This is a genomic window from Azospirillum sp. UENF 312511 (genome assembly GCF_058780635.1).
In genome coordinates this window covers 1,118,231-1,137,635 of the sequence record NZ_JBSNCG010000001.1, presented here as the reverse complement: position 1 = coordinate 1,137,635, position 19,405 = coordinate 1,118,231, and the positions used below count along the sequence as shown (strand labels likewise).

Genomic DNA, 19,405 nt, shown 5'->3' with positions numbered 1-19,405 from the left:
AGAGGGGAGAGGGTTAAACAGCGCCGGCCAGCCGCGTCACCAGCTCGCGGCTGTGGCTGGGCAGCGCGTCCAGGCGGCGGACGCAGACGACCAGCGACCGGACCGCCCAGGGATCGGTCAGGCGCACCGCGCGGATTTTCGTGAAGCGGCGGCAGCGCTTCGCCGAGGCTTCCGGGACGATGCCGAGCCCCACCCCCTGCTCGACCATCCGGCAGATCCCGTCGAAGCCGCGCACCCGCACGCGCAGCTTCAGCGGGCGGCCGGCGCGGATGGCGTGTTCGTTGATGTGCTGCTGAAGAGCGTTGCGCGTCGCTAGCCCGACGAAATCCTCCTCCAGAACCTCGCGCAAGGCGACGCTGCGGCGGTTGGCCAGCGGGTGCCCGTGCGGCGTGACCAGCACCATGCGGTCGGTGCGGAAGGGAAAGACCTCCAGCCCCGACAGGTCGGCGTGATCGGACACCACCCCGGCGTCGGCCAGCCCCTCCGCCACCGCCCGCACGATCTCGTGGCTGGGCCTTTCCTCCAGGTCGATGTCTATGTTGGGGTGGGCGGCGAGGAAAGGCGCCAGGGCCTCGGGCAGGAATTCCGCCAGGGCGGCGGTGTTGGACAGCAGCCGCACATGGCCCTTCAGCCCCTTGGCGTAATCGCCCAGCTCGCCGCGCATCCGCTCCACCTGCTGGAGGAGGAGGCGGGCGTGATGAACCAGCGCCTCGCCCGCCGGGGTCGGGCGGACGCCGCGCCGCCCGCGCTCCAGCAGCGGCACGCCGAGCGTCTCCTCCATCCCGCGGATTCGCGCGCTTGCCGAGGCGAGGGCGAGGTGCGTGCGCTCCGCGCCGTGGGTGATGCTCTCCGCTTCCGCCACGTTCAGGAACAGCCGCAGGTCGGTAAGGTCGAAGCGCATGGGCGGGTCTCCAGCGGGGCGGCAGCCTTCGTCTGAACCGAAGGCTGGCTGCGTGACATCCACATTGCCGGAAGCCACGGCCTTGCCTCAAGTGGCATCAAACCCTCTCCCGGGGCGGGAGAGGGGACCTGACATGAGGGTGCCGTGATGATCGACCTGCCTCTCCTCATCGTCGCCGCCATGGCCTTGACCTTCCTGCTGGCCGGGTTCGTCAAGGGCATGATCGGCCTGGGCCTGCCGACCGTCGCCATGGGTCTGCTCGGCCTCGTCATGCCGCCCGCCGAAGCGGCGGTGATCCTCATCGTGCCTTCGCTGGTGACGAATCTCTGGCAGCTGGCCTTCGGCCCCGGCCTCGGCGCCACCATCGAGCGATTCTGGCCGATGATGCTGGGGATCACGCTGGGCACCTGGGCCGGGGCGGGGCTGCTTGCCGGCGCCTCGTCGGGGCAGGCCGCGGCGGCTCTGGGCGGGGCGTTGGCGCTCTACGCGGTGGCCGGGCTGGTGAAGCTGCCGCTGCGGGTGCCGCCGCCGGCGGAATCCTGGCTGTCGCCGCTGGTCGGCGTGGCGACCGGCGTGGTGACGGCGGCCACCGGGGTTTTCGTCATCCCCGCCGTGCCCTACCTCCAGGCGCTGGAGCTGGAGCGCGACCGGCTGATCCAGGCGCTCGGCCTGTCCTTCACGGTGTCGACCCTGGCTTTGGCCGCCGGGCTGGCGCAGCATGGGCTGTTCGACGGCACGCTGGCCTGGGGCTCACTGGCCTCGCTGCTGCCGGCCCTGGCCGGGATGGCGCTCGGCCAGAGCCTCCGCCAGCGGGTGCGGGCGGAGGTGTTCCGGCGCTGCTTCTTCCTCGGCTTGCTGGCGCTCGGGCTGTTCCTGATGCTGGAGCACCTGGGGTGACCTACTCCGCCGCCGTGCCCTGTGCAGCGGCGCCGTGCGCCACCGCGTCCGGGTCCTTGTGGGCGAACCAGCGCTTGAAGCGCCGGGACAGCGCGTCGAGGTAGGTGAGGATCACCGGAACCACCAGAAGGGTGAGCAGGGTGGAGCTGATCAGGCCACCGATCACCGCGTGGGCCATGGGTGCGCGCTGCTGCGCGCCCTCGCCGATGCCGAGCGCCAGCGGGATCATGCCGAAGATCATCGCCATGGTGGTCATGACGATGGGGCGCAGCCGGATGATGCCGGCCTCCACCACCGCGTCGCGCAGCTCCACCCCGCGGGCGCGGGCTTGGTTGGCGAAATCGACCAGCAGGATCGCGTTCTTGGTCACCAGACCCATCAGCATGATGAAGCCGATGGCGCTGAAGATGTTCAGCGTGGAGCCGGCGACCAGAAGCCCCAGGAACACCCCGACCAGCGACAGCGGCAGCGACATCATGATGGCGATGGGCTGGAGGAAGCTGCCGAACTGCGAAGCCAGGATCAGGTAGATCAGGATCACAGCCAGCAGCAGCGCCTGGGTGGCGTAGGCCGACGTCTCGGCGATGTCCTTGGTCGAGCCGCCGAAGACGATGCGGTAGCCGGGCGGCAGCTTGATCTCCGCGATGGCCGCCTGAAGCTCCTTGCCGGCGTCGCCGGCCGGGCGGCCCTGGACGTTGGCCTGGACGTTCACCTCGCGCGACAGGTCGCGGCGGTTGATCTGCGAGGCGCCGAGCGTCGTCTCGACCCGGCTGACCTGCGACAGCGGCACCATGCGCGGCGCCCCCTCGGCGTCGTTGGAGCCGGTCAGGTAGATGCGGTCGAGGTCGGCGCGGCCCACACGGTCGCTTTCCGGCAGGCGGACCAGCACGTCGTAGGTCTCGCCGTCCGGCGCCTTCCAGGTGGACACCTTGTCGCCGGCGAAGAGGGGACGCAGCGTGTTCGCCACCTGCGCCGTACCGACGCCGAGGTCGCTCGCCAGATCGCGCTCCAGCCGCACCGACAGGGTCGGCTTGGCGGCCTTCAGGCTGACGTCCACGTCCACGAAGCCGCGGATGCCGGCCATGGCGGCGGTCACCTGCTTGCCGATGCGGTCCAACTCCGCGATGTCGCGGCCCTGGACGGACACCTGGATCTGCTTCTGCACGCCGCCGACGCCGGGAATGCCGATCCCGATCTGGACGCCGGGGATCGCCGACAGCCGTTCGCGCAGCGGCGGGGCCAGGGTGTTGGGCGTCCGCGTGCGCTGGTCGATCGGCTTCAGCCGGACATAGACGCTGCCCCGGTTCTTGCCGACCGACGCGCCCGTGTTGACCGTGGAGTAGGTGTAGGAGACCTCCGGAAACTCGCGGATCGCCGCCTCGACCTGCCGCAGCTTGGCCGCCGTGTAGTCGAGCGACGAGCCGGCCGGCGTCTCCACATCGACGATGGACTCCCCGAGGTCGGCGGCGGGCACGAACTCCACGCCGATGCGCGGCACCAGGAAGAAGCTGCCGATGAAAATCCCCAAGGCCATCAGCAGGACCAGCCAGCGCCAGCGCAGCGCCCAGCGGAGCGTCCGGCCGTAGACCCGTGCCAGCGCGTCGAAGGCGGCCTGGAAGCCCGCCGCGAAGCGCCCGAAGACGCCGCGCCCGTGCCGCCCGTGGGCCGCCGGGTCGTACCACAGGCTGGACAGCATGGGGTCCAGCGTGAAGGACACGAACAGGGAGATCAGCACCGCCGCCGACACGGTGATGCCGAACTGCAGGAAGAAGCGCCCGATGATGCCGCCCATGAAGGCCACGGGCAGGAACACCGCCACGATGGTCAGCGTGGTCGCCAGGACCGCCAGACCGATCTCCTTGGTGCCGTCCAGCGCCGCCTGCCGGTGCCCCTGGCCCTTGCCGAGGTGGCGCATGATGTTCTCACGCACCACGATAGCGTCGTCGATCAGGATGCCGATGGCCAGCGACAGCGCCATCAGCGTCATCGTGTTCAGGGTGAAACCGAAGGCCGCCAGCACGCCGAAGGTGCCCATCACCGCCACCGGCAGGGTCAGCGCGGTGATCACCGTGCTGCGCCAGGACCCCAGGAAGACCATCACAATGGCGATGGTCAGCACGCCGCCTTCGACCAGCGTGCGCTGGACGTTGCTCAGCGAGTTGGTGATCCCGCGCGAGGTGTCGCGCACCACCTCCAGGGCGACGTCGGAGGGCAGGGAGCCGTCGCGGCGCAGCCCGTCCAGCGCCTTGTAGAGGCCGCGCGCCACCTCCACCGTGTTGGAACCCTGGATCTTCACCACATCGACGGCCAGCGCCGGCTGCCCGTTGAACAGGGCGACGGAGTCCTGCTCCTCCTGGCCGTCCAGCACCTCGGCGACCTGGCGCAGCCGCACCGGCTCGCCGCCGCGGCGCGCGACGATGATGTCGAGAAGCTCCCGCGGGTTGATGACGCGGCCATCGACCTGGACGACGCGCTCCGCCCCGTTGCCGGAGACGGTGCCGGCGGGGATGTCCTGGTTCTCGTCGCGGATCGCCTTGAGGACCTGATCGACGCCGACGCCCAGCGCCTCCAGCCGTTCGGGGCGCAGCCGCACCTGGACCTGCCGCTTGACCCCGCCCGCGATCGTCGCCCGCCCGACGCCGCGCACGTTCTGCAGGCGCTTCAGGACGATCTGGTCGGTCATGGTGGTCAGGTCGCGCAGGGACCGGATGTCCGACTTGACCGCGAGGGACAGGATGGGCTGGTCGTCCGGGTTGAAGCGGGTGATCTGCGGGTCCTTCACCTCGTCCCGGAACTTGGGGCGCAGGGCCGACACCTTCTCGCGCACGTCCTGCAACGCCTGGGTCGAGGCGGTCTTCAGGTCGAATTCGGCGATCACCACCGACTGGCTCTCGTAGGAGCGGGAGGTCAGCGTCTTGATGCCGGCGATGGTGTTGACCGCGTCCTCGACGGGACGGGTGACGTCGGTCTCGACCGATTCCGGGCTGGCGCCGGGGTACTCGGTGGAGATGACGACCAGCGGGAAATCCACGTCGGGAAACTGGTCGACGCCCAGCCGGTTGTAGGAGAACAGGCCCAGCACCATCAGCGCCACCATCATCATGGTGGCGAAGACGGGGTTGTCGACGCTGATGCGGGTAATCGGCATGGCGCGGCGCGTTCCCTTACGAACCCATGACCTTGACGGCCCGCCCGGCGGTCAGGCCGGGCAGGGGGGCGGTCACCGCCAGCTCGCCGTCGGCAAGCCCACGCACCTCAACGAGATCGCCACGCGCCCAGGCGCCCAACACCTCGACCTTGCGGCGTTCCACCCGTCCGCCGGAGACGACCAACACGAAGGTACCGTCCTGGTCGTGGCGGACGGCGGCCGGGGGAAGGGCGAAGGCGCCCTCCACCTCGTCGACCACCGCGTCGCCCGCGGCGAACATGCCGCCGCGCAGGGCCCCGTCAGCGTTGTCGAGGACGATGTAGACCGGGATGGCGCGGGTGCCGGCGCGGGCCATCGGGTTGATGCGGGCGATCTGGCCGATGAAGTCCCGTTCGCCGAAGCCCTCCACGCGCAGCCGCACGGTCTGGCCGGGCTTCAGCCGGGCCACGTCGTCGGCGGGCACCGCCGCCTCGACCTCGACGCGGCTGAGATCGACGACGGAGAACATCTTGGCGTTGACCGCCAGCGTCTCGCCGGGGTTGACCGCCCGCTCGGCCACCGTTCCGTCGATCGGGCTCGCCACCACCGCGTCGCGCAGCGCCTTGCGGGCGAGGTCCACCTGGGCCTCCAGCGCCGCGACGGTGGCCTGCTGGAAGCGGAAGGTGCTCTGCGCCTGATCCATGTTGGTTTCCGAGACGATGTCCTTCTGGCGCAGAGCCAGATTCTTGGCGCGGGTCTTGTCCGCCAGGACGAGCTGCGCCTTGGCACCCTCCAGATTGCTCAGCTTCTCGTCCAGCTTGGCCTGAAGCTCCACCGTGTCGAAGCGGGCCAGCACCTCGCCCTTCCGGACGGCCTGCCCCTCGCGCACCGGCACCTCGACCAGCCGCGCGGCGACCTCCGACTTCACCATGGACTGCTCCATCGGCTTCACGGAGCCGCTGAGCCGCACCAGTTCGGTCAGGAGGCGCGGGGCCATGCGGGTCAGCTCGACGGGCGACAACTCCACCGCCCGCTCCGCCGGGGGCAGGCCGGCCGCCGCCGGGGAGACCGCGTCGTGGCTGCTGGTGGCCTTCCAGGCAACGCCGCCCGCGGCCACAGCCCCGACGATCAGCAGGGGCAGCAGCAGGCGGCGCCGTGGCTTGGCGGCGGAACCATCGGAACGGGCGGCGTCGATCATGGGGTGCGGTCCTTGGGTTCGGCCCTCAGCCCGTTGAGGACGAGGTCGAGATAGGCGTCGAGGTAGGATTCGGCGGAGGCCACGGCGGGGTCCGGCTCGAAGGGGCGCAGCGAGTGGTTCCACAGCGAGAGCATGCTGAGCGGGGCGGCGATGACGCGGGCCATCTGCTCGACGTCGACGGGCCGGAACTCCCCGCGCTCGATGCCGCGCCGCAGGATGCGCGCAAGGAAGCGCCGCCCGCGCAGGACAACCTCCTCCATGTAGAAGCGGGCGAGGTCGGGGAAGTTCTGCGCCTCGGCGATGACCAGCTTCGACAGCCCGGCGTTGGGGCTCTGCTCCATCTCCCAGAAGCCACGGGCGAGGCCGCGCAGGAACTCCTCGCTGCTGCCGGTGAAGCTGTCCAGCAGGTCCTCGCCCATCTGGAACTGCGGCAGGATGGACTGCCGGACGACCGCTTTGAACAGCCCTTCCTTGTTCTCGAAATAGAGGTAGGGCAGCCCGACGCTGACGCCGGCCCGGCGGGCGACATGCTCCAGCTTGGTTGCGGCAAAACCGCGCGAGATGAACAGGTCGCGCGCCGCCTCGATCACCTCGGCGGGGCGGGCCTCCTTGCGGCGGGACCGGCGGGACGGGGGAAGGGGAGAGCTGTCGGGCATCGGTTCGAAGCTATAAATGAACGTTCATTCAATATGGAATGGCCGCTGAAAAGTCAAGCGGTTGAGAGGGCTGCAGGGATCGGTCCGCAAGTTTTGGGCGTGACAGGAATGGGTCTCTCGCCTGCATTCGCAAAGACGCCAACAGTGCCAAATGGGGCAGAAAAACGGCCAATACGGATGAACAGCATTTGCCTGAAAACCATTCCAATGGGCTATGAAAAAGGGAAAGGCCGTAAAATCAGGACATTACACCCGCCTTGTTGCTTGACAGCCGGCACCATTACATCGCAAAGAGAGGGTAACGCTTTCGATCTTTGTGCAACCAGCACGGACCCCTCCTCGTGGCTTATCGCGACTTCACCGCGGCCCGCGCCGCCGGTGCCGCCCTGATTCTCGCCCTCGGCTTGGCGGGTTGCGCCTCGAACGCTCCGGAAACGGCGGAGCTTGTCGTCAAGGCCCCGGAGGTGGCCGAAGTCCCGATTGATCCGAAGGACCCGCTTGGCCGCTGGGTTCCCCACATCCGCGAGGCGTCGGAACGGTTCGACGTGCCGGAGAAGTGGATCAGGGCCGTGATGATGCGCGAGAGCGGCGGGCGCTCCGTCGTGAACGGCCGCACCATCACCAGCCATGCCGGCGCCATCGGGCTGATGCAGGTGATGCCCGGCACCTACGACATGATGCGCACGCAATACGGGCTGGGGTCTGATCCGTCCGATCCCCGCGACAACATCCTGGCCGGCACCGCCTATCTGCGGGAGATGTACGACCTGTTCGGCGCGCCGGGCTTCCTCGCCGCCTACAATTGCGGCCCGGCCTGCTACGCCTCGCATTTGGCGGGCAAGCAGCGGTTGCCGCGCGAAACCCGGATGTACATAGCGGCCTTGACGCCGAATCTCCGCGGCGTGGCGCCCCGCGAACCGTCGCAGGCGGCGGGCGCCAGCGCAATCGAGGTCGCCATCGTTCCGGCGAGCGCCCCGACGTCTCAGCCCGTGGCGGTGGCCGCCAAGCCCGCCGTCAAGCCGGCGGCTCCGGAACCGGTCGCCGTTGCTGCGGTGGTCCCGGAACCGGTGGCGCCTGTGCCGCAGACCCCGGCCGCCCCGGCACCGGTCGCCGTGGCCGCTCTGGAGCCCCGCCCGGCTCCGCTCGTGGTGGAGCCCATGGGTCGCGGCGAGGCCCGCCCGCCCGCGGAATTCGTCGCCGCCACCGACCGGGACGCGCCGGCCGCCGGCCGTTCCGGACGGACGCCGTCGCGGACGGTGGAAACCCTGGTCGCCGAGGCGATGCTGCCGCCCCACGCGGTCGGCAAGGGGGAACGGGTGGTCATCCGCTTCGTGTCCCAGCGCAGCGGCGGCTGCGGCAGTCTGGAGGGCCGGGACCGCGTCTGCGTCGCCCTGGCCGGAGGGGAGGGCGCCGGCCTGTAACGGCCTCGCCCGCTCCCGTTTCACAGGCATCGGCAACAACCAGAGGCGGCGCCCACCGGACGGACGGGCGCCGTCTTCGGTTTTCCACAATAGCCTCACACCCACATCCCCGAGCATATAGGTACTCAAACGATAAAGCCCCGGAGGAGCCGCCCTGCGCAGTCCATCCGGAAGAACGAAGAGTTCGGGGGAACGCTGCGGATGAGGTGTGGAGATGGTATCCGGTGCAGGTGAACGGGCAAAACGCTCGACCTTTCAAGTCGTTGTGGTGGATTGCCTGATTGCGGGCGTCGTGGTGGCCGCCCTGGCGGTGTTCGGCGGCATGACCGCCATGGAAGCGACGCGCATCGCCGACGGCAACGCCGAGCTGGCGCAGCGGGTGGCCGAAAACCAGAGGATCGCGCTGGAGGCCGAACGGCTCGCCAAGCTGGGCGAGGCGGTGATCGTCAGCGGCGACGAGGCGACGCGCGGCGACGCGCTGACCAGCCTGGACGCCCACGCCGCGCGGATGTCGGCCAACGCCGCGCCGGAGATCGCGCAGACGGTTGCCAAGGCGGTCGCGGCGAGCCGGGAGGCGGCGGCCATCGGCGCCAAGGTCGAGGCGCTGGACAAGAAGTTCGGTTTCAACATCAGCCGCGCGGAAAGCCTGTCGGGCGACATCGCCCGCGGCCTGTCGGCAGCGATGCGCGCGACGACGCAACCGGCGGATGAGCAGGCGCTCGCCACGCTCTTCTCGACGATCCGCGACGCCAAGTTCCTGCTGACCCGCCTGCCGTCGCAGCTCTACCCGCCGGCCGTCGGCAACGACCTGCGCCAGTTCCGCGAGCACATGGCGAAGGCCATGGAACTGCGCCGGCATCTGCCGTCCGCCGACGAGTTCGAGAGCGTCGCCGACGACATCGCGTCCTTCGCCGCACTCGACGAGGCCTTCGCGCAGCGCACCGAAACGCTGCGCCTGACCACCGACGCCCACGCCCACAACCAGGAGGTCCGGACGCTGGTCGATGGGCTGGTGCAGGGGATGAACGCCGCCTCCGACGCGGTGACCGCGCGCAGCCAGGAGGGAGCGGCGGCGCTGACCGCGGTGCTCGACCGGCTGACGCTGATCGCGCTGGGGGCCTTCGTGCTGATCGGGCTGATCGGCGGCCTGAACATGCTGCTGGGCTACCGTTTCATCATGCAGCCGGTGCGCGACGCCAGCCAGGCGCTCCAGGCGCTGACCCGCGGGGAGGGTGCGGTGCCCCTGCGCCCCTCGCCCCTGCGCGAGATCGCCGACATCCATGGCGCGGTCGAGGCCTTCCGCGAGGCCCTGGACGCCCGGCAGCGGGCGGAGGAGATCCGGCGTAACCAGGAACGGCGCGCCGAGGAGGAGCGCCGCGCCCTGATGACGGAACTGGCGGACGGGCTGGAGCGCACCGTGCAGGCGGTGGCCGGCTCGCTGTCCGTGGCGGCGTCGGAGGTCACCGGCTCCGCCCGCGCCGTGGCCGGCATGGCGTCGGACACCGCGCAGCGCACCCGCGCCGCCGCGGATGCCGCCGGCACGGCGACCAGCAACGTCGGCGCCGTGGCCTCGGCCAGCGAGCAGCTCTCCGCTTCCATCGACGGGATCGGGCGGCAGATCGCCCAGTCACGCAGCGTGGCGGAGGACGCCGTCGCCGAATCCCAGCGTGCCGACGGCCTGACCAAGGGCCTGTCGGATTCCGCCCAGAAGATCGGCGAGGTGGTCGCCATCATCACCGCCATCGCCCAGCAGACCAACCTGCTGGCGCTCAACGCCAGCATCGAGGCGGCGCGGGCCGGCGACGCCGGCAAGGGCTTCGCCGTCGTCGCCACCGAGGTGAAGGCGCTCGCCTCTCAGACCGCCTCCTCGACGGAGGAGATCGCCACGCTGGTCCACGGCATTCAGCAATCGACCATGGGGGTGGTGGACGCCATCGCCCGCATCGGCTCCACCATTGGCGTGATCGGCGAGAGCGTGTCCGGCATCGCCGCGGCGGTCGAGCAGCAGCGCCAGGCCACCTCGGAAATCACCCACAACGTGCGCATCGTGGAGTGCATGAACACCGACGTGTCTTCCAACATTGGCGACGTCAGCCGCGTGGCGGTGGACACCGGACGCTCCGCCGACGCCATGATGGGGGCGGCCGACCGCCTGTCGGAGCTGGCCGGCACGCTGAACGGCGCGGTGGACGATTTCCTGCGGCAGGTGCGGGCGTAACCGCCTGTTCCCTGTTTTGTCCGGGCCCTGTTTTGTCCGTGTGCGCGGGGCGGGCGGCGTGCTAACAGGCGGAACGAGACCACGCCTGCCCCTCCGGACCCATGGAACTTCCCCCCTCGCTCCGCCACGCGGTGGACCGCGCGCTCGACGGCATCGCCCTGTCCGACCTGAAGCGCGCGGCGGACCGCCTCTCCCAACGCTACCGGGCGGAGGTGCGGGACGGGCGTTTCCACCTGTCGGACGATCTGGCGGCGCGGGCCTATCTCGCCACCCGCCTGCCGGCCACCTTCGCCGCCGTCCGCTCCAGCATGGAAGCGGTGGCCGAGGCGCTTCCCGACTTCGCGCCGGTCACCGCCCTGGACGTGGGGGCCGGGCCGGGAACCGCGCTGTGGGCGGCGTCCGACTGCTGGGCCAGCCTGGACGACGCGCTGCTGATCGAGGGCAGCCCGGCCATCCGCGCGGTCGGCGAGACGCTGTCGCAAGCGGCGGCGCCCGCGCGGATCGCATGGCGGGCCGGCGACGCCACGGGTGACCTGCCCGGTCTGGAGCCGCGCGATCTGGTGACCCTGGCCTATGTGCTGGACGAATTGGCGGAGCCGGTGCGCGACCGGCTGGTCGATCGGCTGTGGTCGCTCACCGCCGGGACGCTGCTGATCGTGGAGCCCGGCACGCCCGCCGGATGGGCGCGGATCGTCCGGGCGCGGGAGCGGCTGATCGCCGCCGGCGCCCATCTGGTGGCGCCCTGCGTGCACAGCGCGGCCTGCCCGCTGGCCGCACCGGACTGGTGCCATTTCTCCCGCCGGGTCGCCCGGTCCCGCCTGCACCGCATGGCCAAGGGGGCGGAGGTGCCGTGGGAGGACGAGAAGTTCGTCTACATCGCCGCCTCCCGCCAGCCCGGTACCCGCCCCGAGGCCCGTATCATCGCGCCGCCCTGGAACGCCGGAAACGGACGCATCGGTTTCAAGCTCTGCGGCCGGGACGGCACCCGGACCGAACGGATTCTCGGCAAGCGCGACGGCGGCGCCTTTAAGGCCGCGCGCCGGCTGGACTGGGGCGACGGCCTGTCCACCCCGGACCCGTCGGAGGTCTAGGCCCTACGCGGCGCGCCGCCGCCGGCTCTCGCTGGCGCGGGATCGGCGTTCACGCTCCAGCCGGCCGCGCAGGAAGGCCAGCACGGCGGCCTCCTCGGCCTCCAACTCGGGAAGCTCCTCACGCAGCTCGGTCTCGACCTCGCGGGTCAGGGAGTCCAGCAGGTTGCCCTCCAGATAAGCGTCCAGAATCTCGGGATGGACGTAGCTCTTGCGGCAGACGCTGGCGGTGTTGCCGAGGCGGGCGGCCACCTGCTCGATGGCGTGGGTGACGTTGCGCTTGGCCTTGGCCGCGCTGTCGAATGTCTCGAACTCGCGCAGCGCCATGGCGGCCAGGACGGTGCCGGCCCAGGTGCGGAAGTCCTTGGCGGTGAAGTCCTGGCCCGTGACGGCGCGCAGATACTCGTTCACGTCGCCGGAACTCACCGCGTGGCGCTGCCCGTCGCGGTCGACATACTGGAACAGCTCGTCCCCCGGCACATCGCGGCAGGCACTGACGACGCGGGCGAGGCGGCGGTCCTTCAGCGCGACGTTCCATTCCTTCCCGGACTTGCCCTTGAAGGTGAAGCGGATTTCCGATCCCTCGATGTCGGCGTGGTCGTCGCGCAGGGTGGTCAGTCCGTAGCTGCTGTTCTCGCGCGCGTAGCTTTCGTTGCCGACGCGGATCAGCGTGGTCTCCAGCAGCCGCACCACAGCGGCCAGCACCTTTTCCCGCGGCAGGCCGCGGCGGGCGAGGTCGCCGTCCACCTGACGGCGGATGGCGGGCAGGGCGCGGCAGAAGTCGAGCATGCGCCCGAATTTGGTGCCCTCGCGCATCTCGGTCCAGCGCGGGTGGTAGCGGTATTGCTTGCGCCCGCGCGTGTCGCGGCCCGTGGCCTGGAGGTGGCCGTCCGGGTCCGGGCAGATCCAGACGCCGCGGTAGGCCGGGGGGATCGCCAGCTTGCGGATGCGCTCCAGCGTGTCCTCCTCGGTCACGCGCGTGCCGTCGGGCCAGCGGTAGGAGAAGCCCTTGCCGGCGCGGCGTCGCCGGATGCCCGGCTCGTCGTCGCAGACATAGCTCAGCCCGGCGCAGGCCGCGGCCTCTTCCGCGTCGGTGCGGGGATCGGTGACCGTCACTCCGTCCATGCTGGAATCCCCATCGGTTGCCAGCCCATCGGTTGCCAGCCCATCGGCTGCCAGCGGGAAACATCGGCGCCGCGTTTTGGTTGCATGGTTGCGGCGCGCGCGCCGTTCGGCGACCATGGCCCCGGCCAAGAGGCCCGCCGGCACCGAAGGGAAGAGGACGATGGAAGAGACCAAGCTGACCGCCGCCCTGCCGAACCTGGACATCCAGATCCTGCACCGGGACGACCCGGAGCGCGGGGCCGAGACGATCGCCATTCAGATCACCGCCACGCCCTCCTTCGACGCGCTGCGCGGGATGATGGGGCCGGCGCTGCTGGCCTCGGCCAACCCGCTGCTCAACCCGGCCCTCGCCAACGCCAACCCGATGCTGGCCCTGTGGACGGCGCCGATGCGGATGTGGAGCGACGCCGTGCGGCAGGCCTGGGCGCCCTGGCTGCGCCTGACGCCATCGCCGGACGCTCGGAAGCCGTGACCAAAACCGGCTCGGTAACCGATCGTTAGGGCTATGGGGGGACCCTTTCCACGAGTTTCTTGTGGAGGGTCCTTATGTCCCAGGCGTCTTCGTGGCTGCGCGGTGCCGCGCTGTACCAGATCTATCCCCTCAGCTTCCTCGACCGGAACGGCGACGGCTGGGGCGATCTGGACGGCGTGCTGGACGGCCTCGGCCATGTGGCGTCGCTCGGCGTGCAGGGGGTGTGGATCAGCCCCTTCTACCCGTCGCCGCAGAAGGACTTCGGCTACGACATCACCGACCACCGGGCGGTCGACCCGCGCATGGGCCGGCTGGAGACGGTGGACCGCATCATCGAGGCGGCGCACGGCTACGGGCTGAAGGTGATTCTGGATCTGGTCTGCGGTCACACCTCGGACGCGCACCCGTGGTTCAGCAACAGCCGCCGGTCGCGCGGTGGTGCGTTCGCGGACTGGTATGTCTGGGCCGACCCGCGCCCCGATGGCACGCCGCCCAACAACTGGCTGTCGGTGTTCGGCGGACCCGCTTGGACGTGGGAACCGCGGCGGCGCCAGTATTACCTGCACCATTTCCTGTCCAGCCAGCCCGCCCTGAACCTGCACGACGAGGCGGTGCTCCAAGCGCTCGGTGACACCGCGGCCTTCTGGCTGGAGCGCGGGGTGGACGGCTTCCGCATCGACGCGGTGGACTTCTTCGCCCACGACCCGCAACTCCGCTCGAACCCCGCGGCGGCCTGGAACGGGGCGGAGCCGCCGGCCAAGCTGTTCTCCCTGCAACAGCATCTCTACGACATGATGCACCCGGCCATTCACACCGTGCTGGCCCGCCTGCGCGCCGTCGTGGACCGCTATCCCGACCGGGTGCTGCTGGGCGAGCTGTCGAGCCAGCCGGGCGCGGCACGGCGCATCGCCGCTTATTGCGGGCCGCAGGGACTGCACGCCGCCTACACCCTGTCGCTGGCCAAGCAGCCCTTCACCGCACAGAACTTCGCCGGGGCGCTGACCGGCACGCCGCAGCCGGAGGCGATCTGCTGGAGCTTCTCCAACCACGACGTCGAGCGCGCCGCCAGCCGTTGGCTGCCGCCCGGCGCCGATCCGGAGCGCTTCAACGCCCTGCTCGCCACCCTGTTCGCTGTGCTGCCCGGCACCGTCTGCCTCTATCAGGGGGAGGAGCTGGCACTGCCCAACGCGCTGCTGGCGCCGGAGGATCTGCGCGACCCCTTCGGCATCGCCTATTGGCCCGACTTTCAGGGGCGCGACGGCAGCCGCACGCCGATGCCCTGGCGGTCCGGCGCCGCCAACGCCGGTTTTTCCAGCGCGGTCGAGACGTGGTTGCCGGTGGCGGAACCCCATCATGCCCTGGCGGTGGACGCGCAGGAGCGGCGCACCGGAAGCCCGCTGGACGTCTGGCGGAACGCCCTGCGCCTGCGCCGCCGTCATCCGGCGCTGCGCCAAGGCGACGTGACGGCGGTGGAGGAGGCCGGCAGCGTCCTGGCCTTCGAACGGGCAGCGGAGGGCGAGGAGTTGCTGGCCGTCTTCAACCTGTCCGACCAGCCGGCGGAATACGCGCTGAAGCGTAAGCCGCCGATGGCGGCGCTCGACCTGCCGCGACCGCCGGGCGCGCCGGTTCCCGAGGTCACCGCCGACGGACGGACGCTGGTCCTGCCGCCGCTCTCCGCCTTCCTTGGGGCGGCGCTGTTGAAGCGTGTGCATAATCCGTAGGGCCAGGGTAGACCTGTCATGCGCATTTGTGCGATGAATCGGAACGAAAACGCTGCTTTGTTGCAGTTGTGAAAATTCCCTCGCAACAAGTGGTCCGATGGGCTGCTTGAAACGAAAAGGGAAGGCGGAGTCCACGGGAGAAGAATCGTGAAAAGACGTGCGTTTCTGAAGTCGGCGGGTGCGGGCGTTGCGGCCGCGGGTGCGGGGCTGGCGGTGGCCGGCGTGGCCGCGCCGGCCATTGCGCAGTCGCAGCCGGAAATCCAGTGGCGCCTGGCGTCGAGCTTCCCGAAGAGCACCGACATCCTGTTCGGCGCGTCGGAGCTGATCGCCCGCCGCGTCGCCGAGAGCACGGACGGCAAGTTCCAGATCCGCGCCTTCCCGGGTGGTGAACTGGTGCCCGGCCTCCAGGTGCTAGACGCCGTGCAGAACGGTTCGGTCCAGTGCGGCCACACCTGCGGCTACTACTATGTCGGCAAGGACCCGACCTTCGCCTTCGACACGGCCATTCCGTTCGGCCCGAACGCGCGTCAGACCACCGCTTGGTTCCAGGCCGGCGGTCTCGACCTGATGCGCGCCTTCATGAAGAACCACAACGTCATCCAGTTCCCGGCGGGCAACACCGGCGCCCAGATGGGCGGCTGGTACCGCAAGGAAATCAAGACCGCTGCGGACTTCCAGGGCCTGAAGATCCGCATCGCCGGCATCACCGGCCAGATCATGTCGAAGATGGGCGCCACCCCGACCCAGATCGCCGGCGCGGACGTCTATCCGGCGCTGGAGAAGGGCACCATCGACGCGACCGAGTTCGTCGGCCCCTACGACGACGAGCGTCTGGGCTTCCATCAGGTCGCCAAGTACTACTACTACCCGGGTTGGTGGGAAGGCGGGCCGAACGTTTCGCTCTACGTCAACCTGCAGGAGTGGGAGAAGCTCCCCAAGGCCTACCAGTCGATCCTGACGGCCGCCTGCGCCGAGGCGAACACCTACATGATCGCCCGCTACGATTCGGAGAACGCCAAGGCTCTGAAGCGTCTGGTCGCCAAGGGCACCATCCTGCGCGCCTACCCGCGCGACCTGATGGAGCAGGCGCACAAGATCGCCTTCGAGTATTACGACGAGCTGGCGAGCACCAACCCGAACTTCAAGACGATCTACGAGAGCTGGAAGCCGTTCCTGGACGAGACCCAGCTGTGGTTCCGCGTCGCCGAGCTGCCCTACGACAGCTTCGCGGCGACGGCCGGCACCAAGAAGTAAAAGCCTCCGCTTAAAAAAGACCCCCATCCGCATCGCGGGTGGGGGTCTTTTCTTTTGGGATCAGCCTACGTCCGTCTGCGGCATCAGGGCCATCTGGCGCTTGGCGCCGGGCTGGGCCAGCATGCGGGCGTGCCATGCCTGGACGTTCGGGTAGGTGGCGATGTCGATGTTCGACTCCTCCACGAGGTCGATCCATGGGAAGGCGAAAATGTCGGCGATGCTGAGCCGCTCGCCCTCGATGAAGGTCCGCCCCGCCAGATGGCGGTCGAACTGGGCGAGCCCGCCGGCCGCCGCCGCGTCGATCCAGGGCAGGGCGTTGGCATCGCCATTGAACTTGCGCACCGCGCGGGCGCGCTGGACCGGCAGCAACACGTCGGCCAGCCAGGACAGCCACTCCGCCAGCCGGATCCGCTCCGCCTCGTCCCGCCCGCCGAAGCGGCCGGTCTTCTCCGCCAGATAGGTCAGGATGACGCCCGATTCGGAAATGCTGAGGTCGCCATGGACCAGGGTCGGCACCCGGCCGAAGCGGTTGATGGCGAGATAGTCCGCGGACTTCTGCTGGCCGCCGCGCAGGTCGACATGACGGTAGGCGTAGGGCACGCCGGCCATCGACAGGAACAGGACGACGCGGGTGGCGGGCTGCGAGTTGAAATTGCCGTAGACGGTGAATTCGGCGGACACGGTCGAAGAACCCTCCATGCTGATCGCGCTTGGCCGCGCGGATTGCCGAAAACCATGACCGCAAGCCCGCCGGGACACCAGAGCAAATCACGGGGCGCGATGCCGCGGGGTGGGGAAGGGGGTTTTGCACCGCCTCCTCCCTCCCACATGTTATCAGAGCGGAACCGGGGCCGAGCGCCCCGGAGCGAACGATGGGAGGATGGGGCATGCGCCGTGTTGCCGCTGGACTGTTGATCGGGCTGATCGCCGCCGTGGCCGGACCGGCGGGCGCGCAGACACAGCAGGGCATGGCGCGGCACGGCATGGCGCTGTACGGCGAGCCGAAATACGGGCCGGACTTCCGGCATTTCGATTACGTCAACCCGGACGCCCCGAAGGGCGGCAAGGTGACCCTTCAGGCCATCGGCTCCTTCGACACGCTGAACCCCTTCACGCTGCGCGGCGTGCCCGCGGCGGGGGCGGCGCTGATCTACGACACGCTGATGACCGGCTCGGCGGACGAACCCTTCACCGAATACGGCCTGCTCGCCGAAAGCGTGGAGATGCCGGAGGACCGCTCCTCCATCACCTTCAACCTGCGCTCCGGCGCGCGATGGCACGACGGCAAGCCGGTCACCGCGGAGGACGTGGTGTTCTCCTTCACCATCCTGACGGAGAGCCATCCCTTCTACCGCAGCTATTACGGCGCTGTGGACAAGGTCGAGGCGGAGGGGGAGCGACGCGTCCGCTTCACCTTCAAGCCGGGCGACAACCGCGAGCTTCCGATGATCGTCGGGCAGTTGCCGGTGCTGCCGAGGCATTATTGGGAGGGCAAGGACTTCCAGTCGACCACGCTGGAGCCACCGCTGGGCAGCGGTCCCTACCGCATCGCGTCCTTCGATCCGGGACGCGGCATCACCTACGAGCGGGTCGCCGACTACTGGGGCCGGGACCTGCCGGTGAATGTCGGGCGGAACAATTTCGGCAGCATGGCCTACGAGTATTACCGGGACGCCAGCGTCGCCCTGCAGGCCTTCCGTGGCGGGCTGTACGACTTCCGCCAGGAGAACGTCGCCAAGACCTGGGCCACCGGCTACGACTTCGACGCGGTGCGCGACGGCAAGGTGGTGAAGGAGGAAATCGCCAACGAGGTGCCGGCGGGCATGCAGGGCTTCGTCTTCAACACGCGCCGCCCGGTCTTCGCGAATCCCAAGGTGCGCCAAGCCATCGCCTATGCCTTCGACTTCGAGTGGACGAACCAGACCCTGTTCTACGGCGCCTACAAGCGGACGGAGAGCTATTTCGAGAACTCGCCGCTCCAGTCCAGGGACCTGCCGCAGGGCCGCGAACTGGCGATCCTGGAGCCGCTGCGCGGGAAAATCCCCGCCGAGGTGTTCGAGAAGACCTACCACCCGCCCAGCACGGAGGGCCAGAACGGGCTGCGCCGCAACCTCTTGGAGGCCAAGCGGCTGCTCGACGAGGCGGGGACCGACGTTCGCAACGGGGTGCGGGTCGACGTCGCGACCGGCAAGCCGCTGGACTTCGAAATCCTTCTGGACAGTCCGACCTTCGAGCGGGTAACGCTGCCCTTCATCGAGAATTTGAAGCGGCTCGGCATCCGCGCCAGCATCCGCACGGTGGACACCACCCAGTACGAGAACCGCACGCGCGACTTTGATTTCGACATGGTGGTCCATGTCTGGCCGCAGTCCCTGTCGCCGGGGAACGAGCAGACCGGCTATTGGGGATCGGCCTTCGCCGACCGTCCGGGAAGCCAGAACATGGCCGGTGTGCGCAGCGAGGCGGTCGATCATCTGATCGGCGAAATCGTCCGCGCCAACAGCCAGGAGGATCTGAAGGCCGCGGTGTCGGCCCTGGACCGGGTTCTGCTGTGGAACCATTACGTGGTGCCCCACTGGTACTCCGGCGTCTACCGCGTGGCCTATTGGAGCCGCTTGAAGCGCCCCGACACCGTGCCGCCCTATTCGATCTCCTTCGACGCTTGGTGGCTGTCGGACGCCTCGTCCGCCGGCCCTGGCAAAGCGCCGTGACGAAGCGGGACGGCTGCCATGAGTGTTCAATCGCTGACCGCGACGCGGACCATCCTCGTCGTCGATGACAACGCCCTGATGCGCAAACTGCTGGTCCGATGTCTGGAAGAGGGTGGCCACCGCGTTGTGGAGACCGACGATCCGCGGGGCGTGCTCGACCTGATGCGCGCGTTGAAACCCGATCTTGTGATCATGGATGTGGTGATGCCCGGCCTGTCCGGTGTCGAACTGGTTCGGCTGATTCGCACCGACCGCGCTTTGGCGCGCACGCTGGTGGTTGCGGTCACCAATCTGTCCACCCCTACGGACATGCTGCGCTTTTCCAGTGCCGGGTTCGACGGGCACGTGCCCAAGCCGATCCAGCCGAAGGACTTCCTGGCGACGATCACCCGCTATCTGGACGGCAAGGGGGAACGGATATGAATCCCTTTCAGAACAGTATCTTAAGGCAATTTTGCCAGGTATCACTTTAAGAATAAGAATGACCAATTTTTTAATCATTAGGTGAGGAAATGGTCTCAATTATCTGAAAAGAAACGATTTTCTCAGCTCTCGTTGGGGCATCGTCCGGTGCCCGCTCCTCAGTGGCGGGCAGTCCGTGCTAAAGTCCGGTCCT

The 19,405-nt window shown here is 69.2% G+C and carries 15 protein-coding genes; 9 read left to right on the top strand and 6 right to left on the bottom strand.

Annotation, left to right across the window (positions count from 1 at the left end):
• Nucleotides 1-13 precede the first annotated feature (13 nt).
• Nucleotides 14-901 carry a LysR family transcriptional regulator gene (locus ACWPN7_RS05210; protein ID WP_040134083.1) on the bottom strand — a complete coding sequence of 296 codons (888 nt, stop codon included), beginning with the start codon at nucleotides 899-901 and terminating at the stop codon, nucleotides 14-16.
• Nucleotides 902-1,048: 147 nt separating this feature from the next.
• Between ACWPN7_RS05210 and ACWPN7_RS05205 the strand changes: the two genes are divergently transcribed.
• The gene (locus ACWPN7_RS05205) at nucleotides 1,049-1,798 is read left to right on the top strand and encodes a sulfite exporter TauE/SafE family protein (RefSeq protein ID WP_456528958.1); all 750 of its coding nucleotides are present in this window, start codon (nucleotides 1,049-1,051) and stop codon (nucleotides 1,796-1,798) included.
• Between the two features lies 1 nt (nucleotide 1,799).
• Here the strand turns inward: ACWPN7_RS05205 and ACWPN7_RS05200 are convergent, their stop codons facing one another.
• The 3 genes from ACWPN7_RS05200 to ACWPN7_RS05190 are packed head-to-tail and all read right to left on the bottom strand — an operon-like array spanning nucleotide 1,800 to nucleotide 6,779.
• Nucleotides 1,800-4,946 (bottom strand): efflux RND transporter permease subunit, encoded by a 3,147-nt coding sequence (locus ACWPN7_RS05200; RefSeq protein ID WP_200474645.1) that lies wholly within the window; start codon nucleotides 4,944-4,946, stop codon nucleotides 1,800-1,802.
• A 16-nt stretch (nucleotides 4,947-4,962) separates the two neighbouring features.
• A complete protein-coding gene (locus ACWPN7_RS05195; protein ID WP_201042293.1) occupies nucleotides 4,963-6,123 on the bottom strand; it encodes an efflux RND transporter periplasmic adaptor subunit in 1,161 nt (386 codons plus the stop codon).
• A complete protein-coding gene (locus tag ACWPN7_RS05190; protein WP_137105168.1) occupies nucleotides 6,120-6,779 on the bottom strand; it encodes a TetR/AcrR family transcriptional regulator in 660 nt (219 codons plus the stop codon). Before ACWPN7_RS05190 ends, ACWPN7_RS05195 begins: the two co-directional genes overlap by 4 nt.
• A gap of 341 nt (nucleotides 6,780-7,120) precedes the next feature.
• Between ACWPN7_RS05190 and ACWPN7_RS05185 the strand changes: the two genes are divergently transcribed.
• From ACWPN7_RS05185 to ACWPN7_RS05175, 3 genes are all read left to right on the top strand, one after another.
• The gene (locus tag ACWPN7_RS05185) at nucleotides 7,121-8,200 is read left to right on the top strand and encodes a lytic transglycosylase domain-containing protein (protein WP_040134088.1); all 1,080 of its coding nucleotides are present in this window, start codon (nucleotides 7,121-7,123) and stop codon (nucleotides 8,198-8,200) included.
• A 268-nt stretch (nucleotides 8,201-8,468) separates the two neighbouring features.
• On the top strand, nucleotides 8,469-10,418 hold the full coding sequence (locus tag ACWPN7_RS05180) for a methyl-accepting chemotaxis protein (RefSeq protein ID WP_459196796.1): 1,950 nt from the start codon (nucleotides 8,469-8,471) through the stop codon (nucleotides 10,416-10,418).
• Between the two features lie 101 nt (nucleotides 10,419-10,519).
• Nucleotides 10,520-11,509, top strand: coding sequence for a small ribosomal subunit Rsm22 family protein (locus tag ACWPN7_RS05175; protein ID WP_349620301.1), 990 nt, complete (start codon nucleotides 10,520-10,522; stop codon nucleotides 11,507-11,509).
• A 3-nt stretch (nucleotides 11,510-11,512) separates the two neighbouring features.
• Here the strand turns inward: ACWPN7_RS05175 and ACWPN7_RS05170 are convergent, their stop codons facing one another.
• Entirely contained in the window at nucleotides 11,513-12,631 is a 1,119-nt protein-coding gene (locus tag ACWPN7_RS05170; RefSeq protein ID WP_040134090.1) for a DNA topoisomerase IB, read from the bottom strand.
• A 160-nt stretch (nucleotides 12,632-12,791) separates the two neighbouring features.
• Between ACWPN7_RS05170 and ACWPN7_RS05165 the strand changes: the two genes are divergently transcribed.
• The 3 genes from ACWPN7_RS05165 (at nucleotide 12,792) to ACWPN7_RS05155 (ending at nucleotide 16,078) form a co-directional block, all read left to right on the top strand.
• Complete coding sequence (locus ACWPN7_RS05165) at nucleotides 12,792-13,103, top strand: hypothetical protein (protein WP_040134091.1); 312 nt, start codon at nucleotides 12,792-12,794, stop codon at nucleotides 13,101-13,103.
• A 74-nt stretch (nucleotides 13,104-13,177) separates the two neighbouring features.
• Nucleotides 13,178-14,824 (top strand): alpha-glucosidase family protein, encoded by a 1,647-nt coding sequence (locus ACWPN7_RS05160; protein ID WP_459196795.1) that lies wholly within the window; start codon nucleotides 13,178-13,180, stop codon nucleotides 14,822-14,824.
• Nucleotides 14,825-14,971: 147 nt separating this feature from the next.
• Nucleotides 14,972-16,078 carry a TRAP transporter substrate-binding protein gene (locus ACWPN7_RS05155; RefSeq protein WP_492273151.1) on the top strand — a complete coding sequence of 369 codons (1,107 nt, stop codon included), beginning with the start codon at nucleotides 14,972-14,974 and terminating at the stop codon, nucleotides 16,076-16,078.
• Between the two features lie 60 nt (nucleotides 16,079-16,138).
• On the opposite strand, the gene ACWPN7_RS05150 is transcribed toward ACWPN7_RS05155, so the two are convergent.
• Nucleotides 16,139-16,759 (bottom strand): glutathione S-transferase family protein, encoded by a 621-nt coding sequence (locus ACWPN7_RS05150; RefSeq protein WP_456522413.1) that lies wholly within the window; start codon nucleotides 16,757-16,759, stop codon nucleotides 16,139-16,141.
• 206 nt (nucleotides 16,760-16,965) lie between these two features.
• Between ACWPN7_RS05150 and ACWPN7_RS05145 the strand changes: the two genes are divergently transcribed.
• Together ACWPN7_RS05145 and ACWPN7_RS05140 are read left to right on the top strand one after the other, a co-directional pair.
• Complete coding sequence (locus ACWPN7_RS05145) at nucleotides 16,966-18,789, top strand: extracellular solute-binding protein (protein WP_459196794.1); 1,824 nt, start codon at nucleotides 16,966-16,968, stop codon at nucleotides 18,787-18,789.
• A gap of 18 nt (nucleotides 18,790-18,807) precedes the next feature.
• Nucleotides 18,808-19,212: a response regulator gene (locus ACWPN7_RS05140; protein ID WP_149650318.1), complete on the top strand. Its 405-nt coding sequence runs from the start codon at nucleotides 18,808-18,810 to the stop codon at nucleotides 19,210-19,212.
• Nucleotides 19,213-19,405 lie beyond the last annotated feature (193 nt).

Coding starts and splice junctions, on each gene's coding strand:
- ACWPN7_RS05160 (WP_459196795.1), top strand. CDS start 13,178: ATGTCCCAGGCGTCTTCGTGGCTGCGCGGTGCCGCGCTGTACCAGATC.
- ACWPN7_RS05195 (WP_201042293.1), bottom strand. CDS start 6,123: ATGATCGACGCCGCCCGTTCCGATGGTTCCGCCGCCAAGCCACGGCGC.
- ACWPN7_RS05170 (WP_040134090.1), bottom strand. CDS start 12,631: ATGGACGGAGTGACGGTCACCGATCCCCGCACCGACGCGGAAGAGGCC.
- ACWPN7_RS05165 (WP_040134091.1), top strand. CDS start 12,792: ATGGAAGAGACCAAGCTGACCGCCGCCCTGCCGAACCTGGACATCCAG.
- ACWPN7_RS05190 (WP_137105168.1), bottom strand. CDS start 6,779: ATGCCCGACAGCTCTCCCCTTCCCCCGTCCCGCCGGTCCCGCCGCAAG.
- ACWPN7_RS05140 (WP_149650318.1), top strand. CDS start 18,808: ATGAGTGTTCAATCGCTGACCGCGACGCGGACCATCCTCGTCGTCGAT.
- ACWPN7_RS05145 (WP_459196794.1), top strand. CDS start 16,966: ATGCGCCGTGTTGCCGCTGGACTGTTGATCGGGCTGATCGCCGCCGTG.
- ACWPN7_RS05205 (WP_456528958.1), top strand. CDS start 1,049: ATGATCGACCTGCCTCTCCTCATCGTCGCCGCCATGGCCTTGACCTTC.
- ACWPN7_RS05175 (WP_349620301.1), top strand. CDS start 10,520: ATGGAACTTCCCCCCTCGCTCCGCCACGCGGTGGACCGCGCGCTCGAC.
- ACWPN7_RS05200 (WP_200474645.1), bottom strand. CDS start 4,946: ATGCCGATTACCCGCATCAGCGTCGACAACCCCGTCTTCGCCACCATG.
- ACWPN7_RS05210 (WP_040134083.1), bottom strand. CDS start 901: ATGCGCTTCGACCTTACCGACCTGCGGCTGTTCCTGAACGTGGCGGAA.